Source organism: Paenibacillus sp. MAHUQ-45, from assembly GCF_058133325.1.
Genome location: NZ_JBYUPV010000004.1, coordinates 159981 through 179941, shown reverse-complemented (window position 1 = coordinate 179941; position 19961 = coordinate 159981). Strand labels below are relative to the sequence as shown.

Annotated in this window: 18 protein-coding genes and 1 riboswitch; of the genes, 7 read left to right on the top strand and 11 right to left on the bottom strand. The window is 48.5% G+C overall.

Features of this window, described 5'->3' with window-relative positions; translation table 11 throughout:
- Positions 1–36 precede the first annotated feature (36 nt).
- Positions 37–140, bottom strand: a riboswitch (purine riboswitch).
- Between the two features lie 171 nt (positions 141–311).
- Positions 312–791, bottom strand: a complete 480-nt coding sequence (gene greA / locus AC3Y23_RS11630) for a transcription elongation factor GreA (protein ID WP_379198906.1) — start codon at positions 789–791, stop codon at positions 312–314.
- Between the two features lie 220 nt (positions 792–1011).
- Between greA and AC3Y23_RS11625 the strand changes: the two genes are divergently transcribed.
- The 3 genes from AC3Y23_RS11625 to AC3Y23_RS11615 all read left to right on the top strand — a co-directional run bounded on the left by AC3Y23_RS11625 (position 1012) and on the right by AC3Y23_RS11615 (position 4510).
- On the top strand, positions 1012–2460 hold the full coding sequence (locus AC3Y23_RS11625) for an FAD-dependent oxidoreductase (protein WP_379198904.1): 1449 nt from the start codon (positions 1012–1014) through the stop codon (positions 2458–2460).
- A 122-nt stretch (positions 2461–2582) separates the two neighbouring features.
- Complete coding sequence (locus AC3Y23_RS11620; protein WP_379198902.1) at positions 2583–3758, top strand: ATP-grasp domain-containing protein; 1176 nt, start codon at positions 2583–2585, stop codon at positions 3756–3758.
- Between the two features lie 2 nt (positions 3759–3760).
- Complete coding sequence (locus tag AC3Y23_RS11615; RefSeq protein ID WP_379198900.1) at positions 3761–4510, top strand: esterase family protein; 750 nt, start codon at positions 3761–3763, stop codon at positions 4508–4510.
- A gap of 70 nt (positions 4511–4580) precedes the next feature.
- Here the strand turns inward: AC3Y23_RS11615 and AC3Y23_RS11610 are convergent, their stop codons facing one another.
- Entirely contained in the window at positions 4581–4847 is a 267-nt protein-coding gene (locus AC3Y23_RS11610) for a DUF6509 family protein (protein ID WP_379198898.1), read from the bottom strand.
- Between the two features lie 200 nt (positions 4848–5047).
- Positions 5048–6145, bottom strand: a complete 1098-nt coding sequence (gene rlmN / locus AC3Y23_RS11605; protein ID WP_379198896.1) for a dual-specificity RNA methyltransferase RlmN — start codon at positions 6143–6145, stop codon at positions 5048–5050.
- A gap of 223 nt (positions 6146–6368) precedes the next feature.
- Here rlmN and AC3Y23_RS11600 point away from each other — a divergent pair, with 223 nt between their 5' ends.
- Entirely contained in the window at positions 6369–9149 is a 2781-nt protein-coding gene (locus AC3Y23_RS11600) for an O-antigen ligase family protein (RefSeq protein ID WP_379198894.1), read from the top strand.
- Between the two features lie 83 nt (positions 9150–9232).
- Here the strand turns inward: AC3Y23_RS11600 and AC3Y23_RS11595 are convergent, their stop codons facing one another.
- The 3 genes from AC3Y23_RS11595 to AC3Y23_RS11585 all read right to left on the bottom strand — a co-directional run bounded on the left by AC3Y23_RS11595 (position 9233) and on the right by AC3Y23_RS11585 (position 12122).
- On the bottom strand, positions 9233–10531 hold the full coding sequence (locus AC3Y23_RS11595) for a polysaccharide deacetylase family protein (RefSeq protein ID WP_379198892.1): 1299 nt from the start codon (positions 10529–10531) through the stop codon (positions 9233–9235).
- A 5-nt stretch (positions 10532–10536) separates the two neighbouring features.
- Positions 10537–11196 (bottom strand): hypothetical protein, encoded by a 660-nt coding sequence (locus AC3Y23_RS11590; RefSeq protein ID WP_379198890.1) that lies wholly within the window; start codon positions 11194–11196, stop codon positions 10537–10539.
- 272 nt (positions 11197–11468) lie between these two features.
- The gene (locus AC3Y23_RS11585) at positions 11469–12122 is read right to left on the bottom strand and encodes a glycosyltransferase (protein ID WP_379198888.1); all 654 of its coding nucleotides are present in this window, start codon (positions 12120–12122) and stop codon (positions 11469–11471) included.
- Between the two features lie 148 nt (positions 12123–12270).
- Between AC3Y23_RS11585 and AC3Y23_RS11580 the strand changes: the two genes are divergently transcribed.
- Entirely contained in the window at positions 12271–13263 is a 993-nt protein-coding gene (locus tag AC3Y23_RS11580; protein ID WP_379198886.1) for a BadF/BadG/BcrA/BcrD ATPase family protein, read from the top strand.
- A gap of 16 nt (positions 13264–13279) precedes the next feature.
- Positions 13280–13456: a hypothetical protein gene (locus AC3Y23_RS11575; protein WP_379198884.1), complete on the top strand. Its 177-nt coding sequence runs from the start codon at positions 13280–13282 to the stop codon at positions 13454–13456.
- Between the two features lie 493 nt (positions 13457–13949).
- Here the strand turns inward: AC3Y23_RS11575 and AC3Y23_RS11570 are convergent, their stop codons facing one another.
- A complete protein-coding gene (locus AC3Y23_RS11570; protein ID WP_379198882.1) occupies positions 13950–14306 on the bottom strand; it encodes a nucleotide excision repair endonuclease in 357 nt (118 codons plus the stop codon).
- A gap of 173 nt (positions 14307–14479) precedes the next feature.
- Positions 14480–15688 (bottom strand): nitric oxide synthase oxygenase, encoded by a 1209-nt coding sequence (locus AC3Y23_RS11565; protein WP_379199351.1) that lies wholly within the window; start codon positions 15686–15688, stop codon positions 14480–14482.
- A gap of 370 nt (positions 15689–16058) precedes the next feature.
- On the opposite strand from AC3Y23_RS11565, the gene udk reads away from it, so the two are divergent.
- Positions 16059–16694, top strand: coding sequence for a uridine kinase (gene udk, locus AC3Y23_RS11560; RefSeq protein ID WP_379198880.1), 636 nt, complete (start codon positions 16059–16061; stop codon positions 16692–16694).
- A 108-nt stretch (positions 16695–16802) separates the two neighbouring features.
- Here udk and AC3Y23_RS11555 read toward each other — a convergent pair whose 3' ends face one another.
- From AC3Y23_RS11555 to AC3Y23_RS11545, 3 genes are all read right to left on the bottom strand, one after another.
- Positions 16803–17285: a GyrI-like domain-containing protein gene (locus AC3Y23_RS11555; protein WP_379198878.1), complete on the bottom strand. Its 483-nt coding sequence runs from the start codon at positions 17283–17285 to the stop codon at positions 16803–16805.
- A gap of 91 nt (positions 17286–17376) precedes the next feature.
- Positions 17377–18207: an energy-coupling factor transporter transmembrane component T family protein gene (locus tag AC3Y23_RS11550; RefSeq protein WP_379198876.1), complete on the bottom strand. Its 831-nt coding sequence runs from the start codon at positions 18205–18207 to the stop codon at positions 17377–17379.
- Entirely contained in the window at positions 18207–19913 is a 1707-nt protein-coding gene (locus AC3Y23_RS11545) for an ABC transporter ATP-binding protein (protein WP_379198874.1), read from the bottom strand. The genes AC3Y23_RS11550 and AC3Y23_RS11545 overlap by 1 nt, the downstream gene beginning before the upstream one ends.
- Between the last annotated feature and the right edge of the window lie 48 nt (positions 19914–19961).

The window sequence follows — 19961 nt, the reverse complement described above, 5'->3', positions numbered from 1 at the left end:
CAGTCCTTCTTCGCCGCAGCAGCAGAAGCGGAACCCTAGATGCGCTACTTCACTCATAGTCGGACAATTACATTGGTCATCCGGTAGAAACTTATGGGCCATATCCCCATGATTATATGAGTTTTTATGAATATTCCGATTGAATACTTTGTTTATCTTACACGGTCAGCTCAGGTGTTACAAGCAAAATTTTAAGGGTGTTTCTCCCTGCCTTAATGAAATAAACCATTTCATCCATTTCGCAAAACATGGTTATCCCCTGCTCTAAAAACAAACTCCCGGGGCTCTGATCCAGAGTTCCCGGGAGTCGGTTATACCATTTTAATTTCAAGCAATTCGTACTTGATGACGCCAGCAGGTGCATTAACGTGGATAACATCGCCGACTTTCTTTCCCAGCAATTCCTTGCCTAGAGGACTCTCATAGGACAGCTTGTTGTCCAGCACATCTGCCTCGGCTGGGCCGACGATCTTATAGTCGATTTTCTCCGCATATTCAATATCGTTCAGCGTGACCGTCGCCCCTACACTAACCGCGGAGAGATCCACACTGCTCTCATCCACGATCCGGGCCTTAGTCAGCATCTTCTCCAAAATCATGATCCGAGTCTCCATGAACGACTGGTCTTCCTTCGCAGAGTGGTATTCGCTGTTCTCCTTCAAGTCCCCATAGCTGATTGCCAGCTTCAGACGTGCGGCCAGTTCCTTCCGCTTGACGGTCTTCAGGTCTCTGAGCTCATCTTCCAGCTTGGCCAACCCTTCTTTGGTTAACAATACCTCTTCATTGGACATATTCTACAACTCCTATTTGGCTTTCCTTTACTGTAGTGTAACCTATATTGGCCAAACTTGCGAAAAGAAAACGCGAAACCAGACGATAATCTACGATTTAAAATCTTTGCAAGAACTTTCCGTCTGCTGGAAAGTATAAACTTACTGTACCATAGTCGCATGAATGTTCCACGTTTCCAGGAATATGCCTCTAAAATAACTACAGTAAGGAGTATGGCATGTGAATCTCAAACCGACTAAAAGCAAGCTCAAGAAGACTTATGGATGGCTGCTTATTACACTTATTCTGTCGCTGCTCACCCCTATTCCTCTCTCCTCAACGACCCAGGTCGCTTCAGCATCCAGTTCAGGATCTGCCCAGTATGATGTCGTTGTGATTGGAAGCGAAATTCAGGGCGTCCTGCTGGCCAGAGAGGCGCGGAATCAGGGATTGAACGTACTGATTCTAGACCCGCGCAATCGTCCGGGCGGCGAATTAATTCAGGGTCAGATGTTTTTCCTGGATGATGTGAACGACAACAGCAAGAAGAACCTGGTTCAAGGCGAGATCAAGAACCTCTTCAATGACTACAAGAAAGGCAAGATCCGCAAGGCTGCCGATTTCGAGCTCTATTATGAGAAATTACTCCAAGGCATTCCGCTGAAGAGCGGCATCACCATTGATTCCGTGTCCACCTTGAGTGGTGCCAAGGATAAGTCCCTGCAATCCCTGACTTACCGTCTCAAGGACGGTTCCAAAACTAACGTCACCTCCAGATACTGGGTGGAAAATACAGACTTCAATGCCCTATCCGGTAAGCTTGCTGGCAAGCGTATCCCCGGAATGGAAACCCTGTACAACGGCAAAAAGCCGGATTACATGGCAGCTACTTATATGCTGAACTTTAAGAATGTGGATTGGGGCAAGCTGCACCAGGCTGTTTTGAAAGACTATCCATTAACCAACGTGGCCAAAAAATATGGTCCTAACACCTATGTAGACTGGCAATTTGCCACCGGCTTCAGCAACATTACCAGCCAGTACAAGGCACTAACTACGCTATTGAAGCTGCGCGGGCTGAACGTAACCTATCAGAAGGATGGCCAGGCCATCATCAACGCTCTGCTCATTTATGATGTCGATCCTGCTGACCCCATCTCTGTACAGGGTGCGGTAGCCAAAGGCCGTGCTGAAGCGCCGCACATCTTGAGTTTCCTGCGGGCCAATATCCCTGGTTTCGCCAAGGCGGAGCTGAACGGCTTCCCTGACTATCTGTACATCCGCGACTATAACCGGTTCGAGACGAAATATGTTCTGGACTACCCTGATCTCATGGACAGCAAGATGTTCTGGGATAATGTCAGCATCGGCGGCTATTCGATAGATCTGCAAGGTACGCGGGCCATTCCAACCGGCATCGGCTTCGGCAAGCCGGATCGTTACGGCCTCCCGCTGCGTTCGTTCGAGCTGAAATCCTATGATAATGTGCTGGTAACTGGAAAAAATGTCGGTGCTGCCATCAAGGCATACGGCAGCGCCAGAATTATGCCAACCACAGCGCTTGCCGCACAAACGATTGGGATTATTTTAGGACGAGAAAAGAATAAGCGGCTGGTTGACCTGACACCGGCCGATTTCAAGATAATCCATCAGTACTTGGCCAAGGATTATAAGATCGTGCTGCAATAGCAAAGCAAGAGCAAGAATACCGGTGAATGAGCATTGACGGATCAGGACGAAGCTGGTAGATTGAATCTAAATCATACAATTCAACTCGGAATTAATACTTTTAAGCTAAAGGGGTTGTTATCATGAATTTTGTATTTTTCTCCCCTCACTTCCCGAAGAACAGCACAGAGTTTTGTTACCATCTACATGAACAGGGAGCAACTGTGTTAGGGATTGGCGATGTCGAGTATGCCCACTTGGAGGACAAGCTGACAACCTCGCTTACAGAGTATTACAAGGTAAGGGATCTGGAGAATTATGATGAGATTCTGCGGGCCGTAGGGTACTTCACCCATAAATACGGCAAAATCGACCGCTTCGAATCCCTGAACGAATACTGGCTGGAACAGGACGCCCGCATTCGAACCGATTTCAATATCTATGGCACCAAAACGGATTTTGTGTATAACCTAAAGCAAAAGTCCAAGATGAAAGAGTTTTTTCATAAAAGCGGTGTAAGTACCGTGCAGTTCTCTACAGGAACCACCCATGCTGACATTGATCCCTTCCTTCAGACCGTCGATTTCCCTCTGGTCGTTAAGCCTGACCTTGGTTCAGGAGCCAGCATGACTTACAAGATCAGCAATGAAGAAGAACTGAACGAATTTTTTGCAACTAAGCCCGGGGACGTGGCTTTTATCATCGAGGAATTCATCGACGGCATCATCCTCACCTATGACGGACTGGTCGATATTAATGGGACCGTGCGTTTTGCGACTAGCCACCGTTTTGAGCAAAGTGTCATGGACGTCGTCAACAATGATGATCATCTCTTCTACTTCTGCCTCAAGTACATCAGTCCGGATGTGGAGCAGGCAGGCAAGAGTATTCTGAAGGCTTTCGATATTCGCGAACGCTTCTTCCATATTGAGTTGTTCAAATCGAACAAGGATGGCCGGATCATTGCGTTGGAGGTCAACATGCGGCCGCCCGGAGCCTGGATGACGGATGCTATCAACTACACTCATGATATCGATGTATACAAGGAATGGGCCTCCATGATTGTCCATAACGAGGTTGGTGGTCCCTACGAAGGCAAATACTACACCGGTTATGCCAGCCGTAAAAATCACAAAACCTATACTTATAGCCATGAAGATATTCTGGCCACCTTTGGCGCAAATATCGTCCATTTCAATGTGATCGAGGAGGTATTTAGCAGGGCCTCAGGGAACAGCGCCTATCAATTCCGTGCAGAAGATCTGGATAAGATCAGACAGATTGTCCGCTATATCCAACAAGAAGAACAGGGAGTGTGAGGATGAGGATAAGCTATCATAAAGAGTACAGTCATTTTCTGAACCGTGATATGGAGTATAAAATCTATGGCCATACCGGCAAGCCGATGCTGGTATTCCCCACCTCGCTGGGCAGATTCTATCAATATGAAGACTCTGGCATGGTGAACACGCTCCGGGAATTTATCGATGCCGGAAAATTGCAGATTTGGGCCTGCGACAGCATTGATGAGGAGACCTTTTTCTCTACGCACTGGAATATTGAAGACAGGGTCGCCAGACATGAGCAATACGATAAGTACATTACTCAAGAGCTAGTACCTGGTATCCTTCAGCAGAGCAAATGGAATAACGGCGGTGACGAGCAGCGCATCCTGATCTCCGGCTGCTCCATGGGCGCTTATTACAGCGGCAACTTCTTCTTCCGTTATCCGCAATATTTCGATACCTTGATTGCCCTTAGCGGGGTTTACTCTACAAGATATTTCTTTGGGGATTATGTAAGTGAATCTGTCTATTTCAACTCACCACTGGACTATCTGCCCCAACTGCACGATGACTATTACCTGAACCAGTACAGGCACAGCAGCATCATCATTTGCTGCGGCCAGGGTGCTTATGAAGACGAGATGCTGGAAGAGACACACCTGCTACAGGATCTGCTGGAACGCAAGGAGATCCCGGCACGTATCGACTATTGGGGCACAGATGTCGACCATGACTGGCCCTGGTGGAACCGGCAAATTCATCATTATGTCAGCGACTGCCTCTAAGTCCTGATGACGTTAAAGCGCCCCGGGCATCCTGCCCGGGGCGCTCTTGTGATTGTCTTGTCGTTATGCCTTATGCTTCCGGCAAGTTGTCTTTGCAGAACTGCAGCAGCTCTGCTTCCTCATCTTCTTCCAGGTCGAACTCCAGAATCTGGTGAGTTGTCGTCCCCAGCAGATCATAGGTCACGATACTGGTAACATCATCTTCGACCTTCACAATGGTCCGTGCGGTAACGCCGCCGTCCACATACAACTCATCGTCCTCGTCAATATCCAGATGAACCATAAACTCATATCGTTTGCCGGAAATAATTCCGAACGGGTCCTTGATATGTTCCACTATGTAGCTTTTAACTGTTAACACTGCTCCATCAGCCTCTTTTCCTCGTAACTGCCGCTTACCTGTATCATAACCTAACATCCGCTGGGCGGCAAACGGGGTTGAGTATCCATAAGTTCTGATGTCTTCTTGAGCACAGACAGCATCTGTGTTTAGGCATAATAAAAGACGTCCCCGAAGGGACGCCCGCAATATCATGCTTAGCCAGCCGCAACTGTATCCTGTGCAGACTTGCCTTCTTTAGTCTTCTTGATCTGCTTACTGCGCAGCTGACCGCAAGCAGCATCAATATCGGTTCCGTGCTCCAGACGGGTGCTGACGCTAACGCCCTGTTTCTTGAGTGTATCAAAAAACGCGCGCACCGTTTCCCGCTCAGGTCTCTGATACTGGCCATGCTCATCCACCGGATTGTACGGGATCAAGTTCACGTTGACGAGCTGTCTCCGATCCCCGATCAGTTCCGTCAGCTCCAGCGCTTGCTCCCGCTGGTCATTCACATCCTTTAACAGAATGTACTCCAGCGTAAGTCTCCGATTGGTCTTCTCCAGATAATAATCGATGGCAGGCATCAATTTCTCCAACGGAATGGCGCGGTTAATCTTCATAATCCGTGTCCGTAGCTCATTGTTAGGCGCATGCAAAGACACAGCAAGGTTCACCTGAAGATTGGCGTCGGCGAATTCTCTGATCTTATCGGCCAGACCACTTGTCGATACTGTGATGCCTTTTCCGGCAATCGCCAAGCCCTTATGATCCTTGATGACTCCAAGGAAGTCGACCATGTTCTTAAAGTTATCGAACGGCTCACCAATCCCCATCACGACCACATGGCTTACTCGCTCGCCTTTTCCTTTACTGTCGAGATCGAGTTGCACCTTCATGATTTGCTCTACAATTTCTCCAGCTGAGAGGTCCCGGCTCTTGGCCAATAGTCCGCTGGCACAGAAACTACAACCAATATTGCAGCCCACCTGTGTGGTTACACAGACAGACAAGCCATATTTTTGCCGCATGAGTACAGTCTCAATCAGGTTGCCATCCTTCAAACGGAACAAGAACTTGATCGTGCCATCTGTAGATTCCTGCTTCACATGCTCTTCCATCGTACGAATCACGAAGTGGTCAGCCAGCAGGGCGATACAGTCTGTATTTACATCCGTCATCTCGGCGAAGTCTGTGACCCGTTTCCGGTACAGCCATTCCCACACCTGGGTGGCCCGGAATTTCTTATGCCCATGTTCCAGCAGCCATGACGTCAGTTGTTCAAAAGTCAATCCATAAATGGATTCTTTATTCATTGGTTATCCTCTTTTCAACACATAAAGTCCAGTCTATTCTAGCGTGTTCCAGCCAGGCTAACAATGCCTATTTATTGTCTCAAATTTTTTTTATTAAAACAAGGGTAGTAAACAAAAGCCTGCGAACTTATTAGAATTACACAAAAAAACATTTATTAGAAGACTATGTAAATATAAGTATGATAAAGTATTGTAATATCTACAAGAAAAGGAGATTGTTTACGTGCCAAATCCTGTGTACGGTAAAAATGCAGTGAAGCTTAAAAGCTCTGTAAAGATTGCAAGCCCGATATGGGCCCTGGTTGTTGCATTTATCCTATTCTTAGTCTGGACCCCTTTTCAAATCGGTTTATTTAATGGGCTTAGGGCGGATTTTGAGAAACCTCTGTATATAGCTGCCTTAATAAGCCTCTTGATGCTGCTGGGCTGGATCGCTCTGGATGCTGCCAAATTCAAAATAACCGAGCAGCGTGATCTCATCCCTTTGGCTGCTGTGCTGCTGCCGGTTACATACAACCTGTCCTTATTCGTTGCCGTGTCCAATTATACAGCTATGAATATGATGTTCATCCAGAGCATGTTTGCAGCGATATTCATAATTTCAGTCTACCTGCTGAAGCAAGTAAGGATAAACATTATTCTCCAGCATAGCCTGCTTGCTATCGCTTATTTTATCGTAGCCTTCGGACTACTGAACTGGCTGGGAAGCTGGAAACTGGCCGGCTCTCTGGTTGGCTGGTTCTCTGGAACTGTATACGAAGGAAAATATAACGATGCGGTAATGATCGACTCCAACGGCTTGCGACTGACTTCCATTTTTCAATACGCCAATACATATGCAGCCTTCCTGATGGCCTTCCTCTTCGTGGCCTTATTCGCCCTGATTCGTACCCGAAAGAGATATGCTAGGCTGGCTCACGGATTTATGCTGGTCCCCATCATCGTGTCCATCCTGCTAACGCTATCACGCGGTGGACTGGTCATGCTGCCGGTTGTTTTCATCCTGCTGCTCCTGTTCCTGAAGCCTTTGCAGCAGATCCTATGGATCGTACATCTTGGCATCGCCGGTATCATCTCACTAATTATTGCTGCACCTGTCACAAGCGCAGGTATTGCACTAAATGAGGTATACACCTCTTCCGCCGCTCTAAAGGGATGGGGATATCTCCTGGGAGGCTCCCTGGTCTCTACCGCGTTAAGCTGGCTAATTCAGCGTCATGTCGCACCCCGGTTAGGAGATAAGCTACGCAGACTGGATTCACGCAGATGGTCTGGACTGTGGATTCCACTGGGATCCGTACTGTTAGTCGGAGTCATCGCCTTCCTGTTTATCAGCACCAGCATGAAGCATATTCTGCCGGCCAATATGGAGACGCGGCTTGAGAATATTAATTTTAATCAGCATAGTGTGCTTGAACGGATTACCTTTTATAAGGATGCAGTAAAGGTTATGAAGGATTATCCGGTGCTCGGTGCCGGAGGGGGAGGCTGGGCCGCTCTATATGAACATTACCAGAACAACCCCTATATCAGCTTCCAGGTACATAACTTTTTCCTGCAGTATCTGATAGAGGTTGGCATTCTGGGATTTATCATTTTCATGGGCTTTATTCTTTATATTTTCTATAAATACATTCTGGGCTATGTAAAAAGAGAAAAAGACGAATTCACCAATGGCTTCTTCTATCTCATTATTGCACTGTCTATCCTGCTTCACAGTCTGCTCGACTTCAATTTAAGCTATGCCTTTATGGGCATATTGGTCTTCATCGGCTTGGCTGGAATGGCCGTAGCGATGGACAGCAAGCCGCTAAAGCGAAACTGGAATAAGCAATGGCTGCGCTGGGGGTATTTCTCCGTGCTCGGAGCAGGCTCATTAATTCTGCTGTTCATCCTGGTCGGTTATATCAGTTCAACCAATGCGCTTGCCAAAGGTAAACAGCTGCTTCGTGTCAGCCAGATGTACGAAGAAATCAAGGAACCGTTCATTAAGGTACTGAATCAGCGCCCGGGTCACCCTGAAGCGACATTATATCTCTCTTCTCTCGATCAGCAGGTATTTAATCAGACTTTGAACGAGCAGTTCCTTGACGAGTCCTATCAATTAGTTATGAGAGCGCTCAAGAACGAGCCTTACAACAAGCAGCTACTGACCCAATTGGCCGCTTACTATGACCTCAAAGGTCAAGGTGATCTAGCCCTAGGCGTGTATCGTGATCATGCTAAAGATTTCGTCTGGGATATTAAATGGATTGATACATTAATCAGTCGCTCTTTCGCCATGGGGGCTGAGGCCAATACCCTGAAGGACGACGCTAGAAAACAAGCATACTTCAACACCGGCCTTGAAGCCTATGCTAAGGTGCTCGCTGGCGTAGAGTATTTGAAGACATTACCTCCGGAGCAATTGCAAGGACGTCCATACTCTGTCACACCGACCATTGCATTGAATGTAGGTAAAATGCAGTTGTTGACCGGTGAACCGGAAAAAGCAGAAGCCACACTAGAGCTTGGATTCAATGAGGCTTACGCCGATCTCTTATCCAGCAGCAATCTCTGGGAAATGGATTGGTACGACACACTAATCAGCCGTGCCTATGAGTTGGAACTAGCTGCATTCAAGAGGGAAGATGAAGACAATATGGAGGCCAATTTAAGCGTCGGACTTCAAGCATACAGCCAAATTGTTGCCGATCTGGAATACCAGAAGACACTTTCGCCTGAAGAGCTTCAGGGGAAACAGCTAGCTATTCCTCCTGCTATTACGCTGAATGTCGGCAAAATGAAAATGATTACCGGGAAGCTGCAAGACGCAGCCGCTACTTTCAAATCAGGTCTGACCGAAGATTACAGTGACGCTACAAATCGTGAAATGGCTCGCTGGTATCTCGCCGCCCTGAAAAGGTCGAACGCAGATCTCGACCAAACCGTTTATGACCAGCTGCTGGCAGCCGATCCTGCGGCAATAGAGCAGGTGGATACCGCTGCTGCCTTACAATTTTAGCCCTATCGTGTTCCTGAAGAATCCATTGTTTTAATGCTAAGAAGCGTATCCGGAAAATTCACGGATACGCTTCTTAACTTTTGCTACTTGAATATAACAAATTTCAGATCCTTCGCTATCAGGTACTCGATAATTTCAGGCAAAGCTTCCACCGTTATTTTCTTCTCATGCAGGAGGAAGATCGCCCCAGAGGGATCAACGTTATGGAAATACTGAATCAGGTCTTCCGGTGCCTTCTTCCGCCAATCCTCCGTGTCTCGATTCCACATGAGAACCTTCATCTGCTGCTCCGTCACCTTACGGGATACCTTGGCATCTATGGCTCCATAAGGCGGACGGAAGAGGGAAATCGGCGCACCTGTAATCTTTTGCAGCGCTTGATTAGCCTTCATCAGGTTCGCCTTATTCACGGCTTCGCTGTTCGCCGTCAGCTTGCTATGGTCCCAGGAATGATTGCCAATTGTCATCCCCTTGGCCAAGGCATATCTAGCCTCATCGGGATGATGCACCACATTTTTCCCTATAAACAGAAAGGTCGCTGCCACACCATGCTCCACCAGAATATCCACGATCTCCTGGGTATACTTGGATGGCCCGTCGTCAAAGGACAACGCAACGTATCCCTTGGGCAGTTTAGAGGTATACTTGCCCTTGTCTATGACAACCTCTTCAATTGGCAGAGCCTGTTTCTGGGGTTTCTGGGACGCTTGCGGAGGAACTTCAGGTTCTGTAGAGGGAGGGAGTGGAGCATTGTTGGAGGCATTGTTTGGATCAGGAAGAGCAGGCACAGGAAAGCTGGCCTTCGGCTGCTCTGTAATTTCAGAGTGCTCGAGTGCCTCTTCATTCTTGACCGATAGCGCTCGGTCTTCGCGTAAGGGGGACAACAGCAATAGAATACACACTAAGGCGAGTAGTACAACAGGGCCTATACGCCGCTTCACGAGCGATTTAGCTCGCGATTTTACATAATCAGCAACACTGCTTATCCGTTCTCTTTGGAATGGCATCTGCAGAAGCTCAGGCACCGTCTCCTCCGCTTGGTCAATACGTTCTATTGCTCTCAATTGATTCAGCTGTGACACATAATACTGGGAACAAGCAAAATAAAGCGTCTCATTGAAGGTAGACTTCATTCTGATGAGCGTACTGAAATATATATTCCGAAATGGGTCCCATTTGGGGTACAGTGATAATCTCACTCTGTCCGAGTCAAAGGGCCCCAGTGCATTCAATTGGCTATATGTATATTCATCCAGTTCAAGAATACGTGTATGATACCCGTTACCGTCCGTTAAGCCTACCTCAATCTCATAACCGTTTGGTCCCTGACCAAGCGACAATAGCTCTATCATTACCGTGCTACTGGTTTCACTTACAGACATAGCGTCTATGCGTCCCCGTTTCCTTCTTTGCGCTCGTTACTCGTGTTACCAAAAGGTATCGACATACGGTTGGTAAAGTCGCTGATCATATTTGAGAGGTAGGTTTTTTCTTGCCGCACGGTGTCGTATTTCTGTTTCAGATGAGCATTCTCGGTTTCCAGACGTCCCATCTTCTCTTCCAGCTCATTCATTTTCTTGAGTTTTTCCGCATGTGCTTCATTGTGCTTCTGCACTAGATTCACATATTTCTGTTGCTCCAGGTCAATGTTATTCTTGAGCTCGTCGATTTCGGTAGACAGGGACGCCTGAAGCTCCCGGTAATCTTCCAGCACCTGATCAACCTTCAGATTCTTTTCGATCAGCTTCTTCTCAAGCTCCATAACGTTCTTTTCTCTTTCTTCGATGACCTTGCTAAGATTCTTAATGTCCCGGTTGAGTCGCTCTACATGCCCGTTCGTATGTGTAAGGCGATCCTGAAGCTCATGAATGTTCGTCTCGGCATGCTGTCTGGCCTGAATCATCTGCTCTACGGCAAAGATCAAATCAAGCGATTTTTTATCAAGCTGCGCTTTACCTGTCGAAATCATACCCACTGGCTGCTCTACGACATCCACGATCTCTGTTTCGATTTCAGATTCTTCGGCAATTTGCATCTTTTGAACCATATCTGGCCTCTGCTGCTTATCGGCTGATTCTTTCTTTTTAAAAAAGGGAGAAATCATCTATTCCAATCACCTCAATTATAAATGTCAAAATATGTCGACCCTTTACGAGTCTATTATAGTTTAATTGATCAGGTGATTAGTGAGCCTTTATATCTAACTTTGTTATTTGTTACTAAAGACCTATTTTGCAAAGCGAAGGATCTAAACGCCTTTTTCTAGGCCATGTTCCCTATAAAAAAGCACCCTTACGGGTGCCTAGATGTGGATCTTATTCATTCAAACTGCTTCGAAAATTGCTTGACGATACCCTCGCTGAGGATATCTGACAGCATGAGCATATGGTTTAAATTTTTGTCGAAAACAGCAATATCGGCGCCCCATTTCTTGCCGAGCCTTGTGACCACCTCTTCCGTAACATATTGTAGATGGGTGTACAATATCTCCTTCAGCTCCTTTTCTGACCAATTGGGATTAAGGCTGCTGAGGAATTTGGCGATCTCGTCGGCATTTTGGTGCCACTCTTTATTGTATTTGTCCAGATCGGTCTTATTTCCAGCTTTCGCAGCATCAAGAACCTTGCCGGCTAGCAGGATATGATCCTTCAGCAGCTCAGCCAGCTTATTGCCTGCAGCCTCTCCATAAAACGGCTTGAAGGCATCTCCGAGATCCTGCTGGTTCTTCAGCAATCTCTTCAGTGTCTCGTCCTTGTCTTCAAGGCCTGCCAAAGCGCTGACAATATAGCTTCTTGTCCAGAGGACGTGATCGGTCCACAGCTTTCTGAGATCCTCTTTGAGCTTGACCTTCGCTGGGCTCACACATTGCTTCCCCGCACGAGCAGACGCACTCTCTGCCGCTTGAGCCGATGGCGGGTTCACGCTGATTGTAACGAATGCGCACAGCAATATTAGCTTTAACCATCTACTCATGAAATACCTTCTCCTTTAAACTGGGAATTCAACATCGTGTCTAGTGTGAACTAACCCGTCTATTTCATTCATCGTTTCAGATTCAGGCCCTTTCATCGTCTGTCGCTTCCCCCTATAATGGTTGTGAATATAGCCAAGGAGGGCTCCTATGCTTGAGAATCAGGAAGTAGTTATCGGAGTAGATGGTGGAGGCACCCATACTCGTGTAATGGTTAGTAGCCTGGATGGACGTATTCTCTCTTATGTCGAGAGCGGGGCAGCTTGGGTACATAAAGATTTGCAGGCCACACACAACGTAAAACAAGGGATACAAGAGGCTTTGCAAGTAGCAGGCAGGACACTGGGCGATGTGAGAGGACTTGCGGCCGGCATTGCTGGATACGATTCGGAAGAGGATCTGGAATGGGTTAAAGCGCTAACTGCAGTGGAGGGACTGGACTGCCCTAAATGGCATTACAATGATGCGGTCGCTGCACATTACGGCGCTCTTCTAACGAAGCCCGGCATCGTTGCCCTTTCCGGCACAGGCTCCATCATTATGGCCTTGAAGGAAGACGGTGAATATCTTCGGAATTATGATTTTCACCATTATACGCGCAGCGGAGCCCGCTTCCTGGCTTATGATGCTGTATATGAAGTGCTGGCAGGGCATGCGGACGGAACAGATCAGCAGCTGACCCGGGACATGCTCCGTCACTGGGACGCAGGCACGGTTCAGGACCTGTGGCAGCTTGGTCAAAGCGGATTCACTCAGGACCGCCGGAACCGGGACCGCAAGTTCGAACAGTTCGCCCCCTTTATCACCGAAGCGGCCTTCAAGGGAAGTTCCCTGGCAAGACGGGTCTCAGACCGGGCTATCTATCAGCTTAAAATGGGGATCGAACTGGTTGCACCTTTTGTAGCGGGAGAGACCGTACTCGTCTCATTCATTGGAAGCGTCATTAACAGCAGCTATTTCACAGAAAAGCTCTCGGCTCTCTTGATGCAAGCCAGCAACCAAATGTACACGATCGTGGAGCCCCGCTTCACGCCCGTCACCGGATCTGTGCTCTATGCCATCAGCCGAGTAACCGGACACGGTATACAAGAAGAGCTTATTAACAATCTGGACAAAAGCGTCCATACCCGCTCCCGGGTATAGAGATAGGGGCAAGAGGTTGGCGGCGAGGGGGGCAATTCGCGGCGCGGAAGGCGGGTCGCTATGCGGGGGGCGGTTAGCGCCGCGGGGGCAGGGCGCTTTACGGAGAGCGGGTCGCGGTTGTCTGGGTGAAGCCCCATTCGTGCGTTTTTCAGAGCAGCGGCTACGTTTCCTGGGCGAGCCACTGTCTGCATAATCTCCCGCTCCGCTATTCCTTTTATCTAGAACTCATTAAAGTAACAAACAAAGCCTGGAAAAAAGAGAGATCATAATAATGATGCTCTGAAGTGTAATTAACAGCATTTTTGTACCCTAAATCATCTGCAGCTAAGGGTTTATTTGAATTAAAGGCAATATTGTACCTTAAATCTTCCAAAATGGCCCTTTTAGCGTTCTTTTCCCAAAAATAAGATACAATAATGCCCTTATACCAGTTATTTTTCTATATTTAACAAATATAAGGTACAAAAATGCCGTTAGTTGGGGTGGCTGAGCTCTTTTTCATTTATTCAACGGTGCGCTGGCTCATTGCCGGCAGGTGTTAGGTCAGTCGTAGTGAATCCATCGGCTAACGACAGGATAACAGAAGCTGGCTTGATGCAAATCCGTAGATGCCGCAATTTCAGTGCGTGGGTCCGCAAAAAATAAACGCCTGCCCAAGGACTGACGTTTACTTTGTTTAAATCCTATTATTTGTAGAACACTTTATCTACATTGTATTTGGCTTTTCCGGTATTGATGATGTACGTCTCATAGATCTCTCTGTCCACCGCATCTTCCACGAGGCATACTTCAATCTTGGTAACTTCATCACGATGCTGCTTGATTGGCGATACAGTGTCTTCAAAATGCTTCTTGATTCTCGGTCTAAGCTTTCTGGCTTTGCCTACAAACAACAGCTCATCCCTGTCATTGTAGAACATAAAAATTCCGCCGTGCTCACGAGTGATCAAGTGGAAATCAGTAAATCCGTAGATGTTGCTAAGTACAGGGTTGTCCTGTTTGGTAATGGTAACTTCCGGTGTCGGAATGGTGATTTTGATCATGGGTAAGATTCACTTCCTCTGTCTATATAGACCTAAATCTTATCACAGTTCATCACGCAACACCATTTCTAACTTCAGCAGATCAGCAGCGGATTCAGGACTTGGGCTTTGTCTTAGCCTGGCGGCGCTTGATGGCTTGAATCGTCTCTGTAATGCCTTTCTCGTAAGAAAGCTCAAAGCTTATGATGAAAAGGACACACCAGCTCCGCCCCATTGTCTTCGGCCTCTGTCTTATCAGACTTATCTTGGTCCTGTCCAGTCCCATCCAACCAACCAGCATAAGCGGCCTTTTGATACCGGAAGCGCGGACGTAGGTCCAGCTCCTTCAAGGTACTGTCATGCCAGATCGGGGTAGTCGAAGGCGACATCGGCGGAATCAGCCAGTTCCAGCGGCCGGAGACCTCACGGCCCACTTCCTGTTCCTGCTGCTGGAACCTGACGAACTGGTCAGCCGCCGTATGATGGTCCACGATGCTGACACCCGCTTGCTTGAACGAATGTAACACCGCACGGTTCAATTCCAGCATGGCCCGGTCTTTCCAGAGCGAGGTGTTCGTAGAGCGGTCCAGCCCCATCAGATCGGCGACTGCCGGCAGGCGATTGTACCTTCCAGTATCCCCAAGATTACGGGAGCCGATCTCGGTCTCCATATACCATCCGTTAAAAGGAGCCGCCGTGTACCGGATACCGCCGATCTCAAGCTGCATGTCCGAGATAATAGGTACCGAATACCAGCGCAGCCCAAGCTCCGGGAAGCGTTCAATCTCGGGATGAGTAAGCGGCACTTCCTTAATGAGAGACTTTGGAATAGGATACCAGCGGGGCTTGCCTTCTCCAATCGAGACCACCAGCGGCAGAATATCAAAGTCACCGCCTGTCCCCTGCCAGCCCAGAGAGCGACATACCGCGGTAAAAGCATCGGAAGCGGGATCACCGAAACGCTCACCACCCGGTGTCTCCGCCGGATAACCGGCATAACGGATCAGTTGATGATTCCAGACGCGAATTCGACTGTCCGGTTCCTCTCCGCTGCGGAATATAGTGATCACAGAGCGGATGCGGCCTCCGTTGCCAGCTCTTTCGATGTGCCGAAGCAGCGCTTCTGCAATCTGGTCCTCCGTCTCTGCCAGACGGGCGTCAATGACCTCCATCGTATGCCAGAACAGACGGCCGATACAGCGGCTGTTATTCCGCCAAGCCATACGCGCTCCATGCGCCAGTTCTTCTCCGGTATGCCGGTAGGTGCCAGTGGCCCGAATCTCTTCCTGCACCTCCAGGATACGCTTCTCCAGCTCCGCTTCAGATGATCCCAATTCTTGATGACACACCCTGAGGAAAAGCTCTGCTTGCGTCTTCAGTTCTTCCACACTACTGTTCTCCATGCTGCCCACTCCCCGATCTACGGCTATCCGCCTCATTTCTTTGATCAAAGTATAACATCTATCCCCTGCCGTCCACATCTTTTGCACAGTACCCTAGCCTGCTTATCCTCATTGCAGCCATGCGCAGTCGCCCGGCAACCCTGTTTCTGTGACCCAAGCTGGAATCACCCTTATACCTATTTTCAATAAATGCCCTATATTTCATGCAAAAATCACTTGCGTGACAGCCTTCCGCATGGCCGATTTCTCAATATTGCCGTATTTTAAAAAATGCCAGTTTTCATTTGTCGTATCGTGATGAAAAAATGTTGTCGCTGTGCTACAATATTGGAATTGCAACGGCAATGGTTAGGGAGGATATTAAATCGCCATGCTTATTATTGGTATCGCCGGCGGCACCGGATCGGGTAAAACCACGGTGGCTCGTTCCGTCATAGACCGGCTTGGGACGGGCAAAGTAACATTCATATCTCAAGATAATTACTATAAAGACCATTCGCATCTCAATATGGAAGAGCGGGCGCTGATCAACTATGATCATCCATTCGCCTTTGACAATGAGCTGATGATTGCGCATCTTAAAGAGCTGAAGCAAGGGCTCGCGGCCCAGGCTCCAGTATACGATTTTACGGTTCATGCACGTTCCACAACGGAGACGGAAGAACTGTTGCCGAACAACATCGTTATCATCGAAGGGTTGCACGTGTTGTCGGACGAGCATTTGCGGGACATGCTGGATATCAAAGTCTTCGTCGATACCGATCCCGATGTACGTATTCTGCGCCGCGTACTTCGCGATATCGAAGAGCGCGGCCGGACCATCCAGTCGATTCACCAACAATATCTGACTACAGTGAAGCCGATGCACGAAGCTTTTATCGAGCCTTCCAAGAAATACGCAGATCTCATTATCCCTGAAGGTGGAGAGAATGAAGTCGGCATACACCTGTTGTCCGTCCTGACCGAGAAATATTTGTCGGGCGATCAAGAGTGGTCCGGAGCGTAAGACGCCGGACACGCAGCAGCGGGAAAGAGAATATGACCGCTGAATTATATAAGAAAAGGCAGACCCGCAGGTCTGCCTTAGGCTGCCGGGAATCCCGGCAGTTTTTTTCTATTTTATAGCGATATAAATCTGTACTTCTACACCCTCCGAGTCAAACTTGCGTGCATCATACTTTTCAAAGTCACCGGTATACGTACGCTTCTCCGGTGAATCCTTGAAATACTGCCAGATCTCCGCCCAAGCCTGCGGGACCACTTCTTCCATCGGCCCTTTTGCAGTCGTGAACACCATATAGCTGCTCCCCGGAACGATAGCATGGGCAATTCCGCTCTCCTTATGGATCTCGGCGCTTCCGTGCTCATGACCAATAAGAATCGTGTAAGCACCTGTGAAGTCACTTTCATAATCCGTATACAGCCCATAGGTCAGATGAGGGTTAGCTGCACCTGTGGCCTCCGCAAGATTAGCTTGGGAGAATTGTTCCCACAGTCCCGGAATCACGCCGTTTGGCCCGGCTTCCTCGGCATTGGTCGTCCGTGCGCTTATTCCTGTCAGGATCATCTCTGGTCTATGAACAATCTCGGTATGCATAGGCTGTGTCCTCTTTTCTCTGTATTTGTAGCTAATTATACAGAGTCAAAGTAGACAGCCCTCTGTCCAGTTTCATAAAATCAGGTAATTATTACACAAAAATATTATAAAACCGTGAGCCGTCAGAGAACGTAATCACAGCCGACGCTGCCGCAATGAGGATAATCAGCGCCAAAGCGATGTAGTCGCTCTTAGTGAACGGACGCAAGCTATACCAGGTGCGTTTGCTGCCTCGACCAAAACCGCGCAGCTCCATAGCTGTGCTTATCTTGTCTATCCGCTCCACACTGGTTAGAATCAGCGGGAACAGGATGGATACGATATTTTTCAGCCGAGTAGGCAGCTTTTCCTTGCGTGAAGTATCAATTCCCCTGGCTTGGGCAGAGAAGGAGATATTCTCATAATCACGCTGGATGTCGGGAATATAACGCAGCGCCAGCGAGACGGAATAAGCAATCCGGTAATTCACGCCAATCCGGTTCAATGATGCGGCAAACTCACTAGGATCTGTCGTCAGCAAGAACAGCAGCGCCATCGGAATAACCACAGCGTATTTCAAAGCAATATTCAATTGATAGAACAACTGCTCCCAAGTGACGGTATACCGTCCGGCAATATGGAAAATATCATGCCGCGTGCCATAGATCGAGACACCTTCCAGAGGTGAGAAGAGAAAGATCGCCAGATGATTCAGCACGAAAAAAATCAGGATAAAATATAGAACAAATGCATACTCCTGAAACGGCACCCGTGACATTTTGAAAGCAATCAAGCTGAACAGCAGCATGACAGCCAGAACTCTCGTATCATAAGTTATCATCGCAGAGACGGACCACAGCACAAAGAACAGCAGCTTGGTCGCACCGGTCAAACGGTGAATCGGTGTGTTCAAGTCAGTGTAGGACAGCATCTTGACCTTCATCAGTGTCTCGCCCTCCGATCATAGGCAATGAACCGTCTGACGAACTCGGAAGGCTGCTCTATTCCGGCCTTCGCTCCCAAAGTGTACAGCGAGGTTTCCTTAAGATTGGCGTTACGTACAGCTTCCATATCGGACAATACAGATTCCGGGCGGTCGTCAGCGATCTTTCTTCCGTCTGCAAGCACAATCGTCCGCTGTGCATATTCCAGCATGAGGTGCATGTCATGTGTAATCATAATGACTGTCATGCCTTGCTGGCTCAGCTGTAGTAGAAATTCCATCATTTCATTATAATGCCGGTAATCTTGCCCAGCGGTAGGTTCATCCAGAATAATGACCTCCGGTTGCAGAACGAGAATAGAAGCGATAGTAACCCGCTTCTTCTGGCCATAGCTGAGTGCCGAAATCGGCCAGGCGCGGAACGGGTAGAGACCGCAGATCTGCAGTACCTCATGAACACGCTCCTGAATGAACGCCTCCTCCATGCCACGAACCTTGAGCCCTAGGGCTACCTCATCAAAGAGCAGCGTCTTCGAGATCATATGATTGGGATTCTGCATCACGAAGCCAATGTGCCCAGCCCGTTCTTTGATCGTATCGGGAGCAATATCACGTCCGTTCATCAGAATCATGCCCGAAGATGGACGGTAAAAGCCACAGATCAGCTTCGATACTGTCGACTTGCCTGCCCCATTCTTCCCGGCTATAGCGACCATTTCGCCCTTGCCGATGGTTAGGGATAGTCCATGCAGTACCGGCTTGCGCTTCTCATAGCCGAACGAAAGATCCCGCAGCTCCAATACAGGTGGGCAGTCCGGGTATTCCGGCTGCGCATCGTTGGCCTGGTACCAGCCACTCAGCTTTTCGGAACAGTCCTCAAGCTTTAGAGTATCCATATGCTCGGGCTTAATATCCGGCGTAATGCTGCATCCAGCGTATTTCAGCGCCGTCAAATACAGCGGCTCGCGGATGCCCGCCTCCGGCAACATACCTGAACTCAGCAGCTCGGCTGCGGGCAGGTCTGCGGCAATTTGGCCATCATTAATGACGATGATGCGGTCAACGGCCCGATGCAGAACATCCTCCAGCCGGTGCTCGATAATAATGACCGTTTTGCCGGTCTCCTGCTGTACCCGGTCTATTAATTCGATCGTTTTGGTCCCTGTATAGGGATCGAGACTGGCCAGCGGCTCATCGAACAACAGGATATCGACATTGCCCACCAGTACCCCGGCGAGCGTCGTCTTTTGCTTTTGCCCTCCCGATAATTCCTGGGGTGAAGCTCCAAGATAGTCGTAGATATCCACGGCTCTGGCGGCTGCGGCGACGCTGTCTTTCATCTCGCTCTGGGGAATGGCCTCATTCTCCAGCTTGAAGGCAATGTCCTCACCCACTGTAAGCCCAACGAATTGGCCGTCCGGGTCCTGAAGCACCGTTCCAACCCGTTCTGACAGTCCAGCAATGCCTGAATCCTGATGGTCCAAGCCCAGAATGCGCAATGACCCAGTGATCTCTCCTGGATAAGAGGACGGAATCAGCCCGTTGATCGCATGGGCTAGCGTACTTTTGCCAGACCCGGAAGGACCGACAATCAATACCTTCTCTCCTTCATAGATCGTTAAGTTGATCCCTTGCAATGTGGGCTCGGTCTGAGCCCTGTATTGAAAGCTAAAATTCGTAAATTCGATGACCGCTTTATTCGACATTCATACATGACCTTCCTCAGTGTTGATATAAGTAGCAGACGGGGATTA

Bases quoted from the DNA above. Each gene is read 5' to 3' on its own strand.
- AC3Y23_RS11580 (WP_379198886.1), top strand. From the start codon at position 12,271: ATGCTTGAGAATCAGGAAGTAGTTATCGGAGTAGATGGTGGAGGCACC.
- AC3Y23_RS11590 (WP_379198890.1), bottom strand. From the start codon at position 11,196: ATGGTTCAAAAGATGCAAATTGCCGAAGAATCTGAAATCGAAACAGAG.
- udk (WP_379198880.1), top strand. From the start codon at position 16,059: ATGCTTATTATTGGTATCGCCGGCGGCACCGGATCGGGTAAAACCACG.
- rlmN (WP_379198896.1), bottom strand. From the start codon at position 6,145: ATGAATAAAGAATCCATTTATGGATTGACTTTTGAACAACTGACGTCA.
- AC3Y23_RS11615 (WP_379198900.1), top strand. From the start codon at position 3,761: ATGAGGATAAGCTATCATAAAGAGTACAGTCATTTTCTGAACCGTGAT.
- AC3Y23_RS11555 (WP_379198878.1), bottom strand. From the start codon at position 17,285: ATGCATACCGAGATTGTTCATAGACCAGAGATGATCCTGACAGGAATA.
- AC3Y23_RS11570 (WP_379198882.1), bottom strand. From the start codon at position 14,306: ATGATCAAAATCACCATTCCGACACCGGAAGTTACCATTACCAAACAG.
- AC3Y23_RS11565 (WP_379199351.1), bottom strand. From the start codon at position 15,688: ATGGAGAACAGTAGTGTGGAAGAACTGAAGACGCAAGCAGAGCTTTTC.
- AC3Y23_RS11585 (WP_379198888.1), bottom strand. From the start codon at position 12,122: ATGAGTAGATGGTTAAAGCTAATATTGCTGTGCGCATTCGTTACAATC.
- greA (WP_379198906.1), bottom strand. From the start codon at position 791: ATGTCCAATGAAGAGGTATTGTTAACCAAAGAAGGGTTGGCCAAGCTG.
- AC3Y23_RS11595 (WP_379198892.1), bottom strand. From the start codon at position 10,531: ATGTCTGTAAGTGAAACCAGTAGCACGGTAATGATAGAGCTATTGTCG.
- AC3Y23_RS11545 (WP_379198874.1), bottom strand. From the start codon at position 19,913: ATGTCGAATAAAGCGGTCATCGAATTTACGAATTTTAGCTTTCAATAC.
- AC3Y23_RS11550 (WP_379198876.1), bottom strand. From the start codon at position 18,207: ATGAAGGTCAAGATGCTGTCCTACACTGACTTGAACACACCGATTCAC.
- AC3Y23_RS11620 (WP_379198902.1), top strand. From the start codon at position 2,583: ATGAATTTTGTATTTTTCTCCCCTCACTTCCCGAAGAACAGCACAGAG.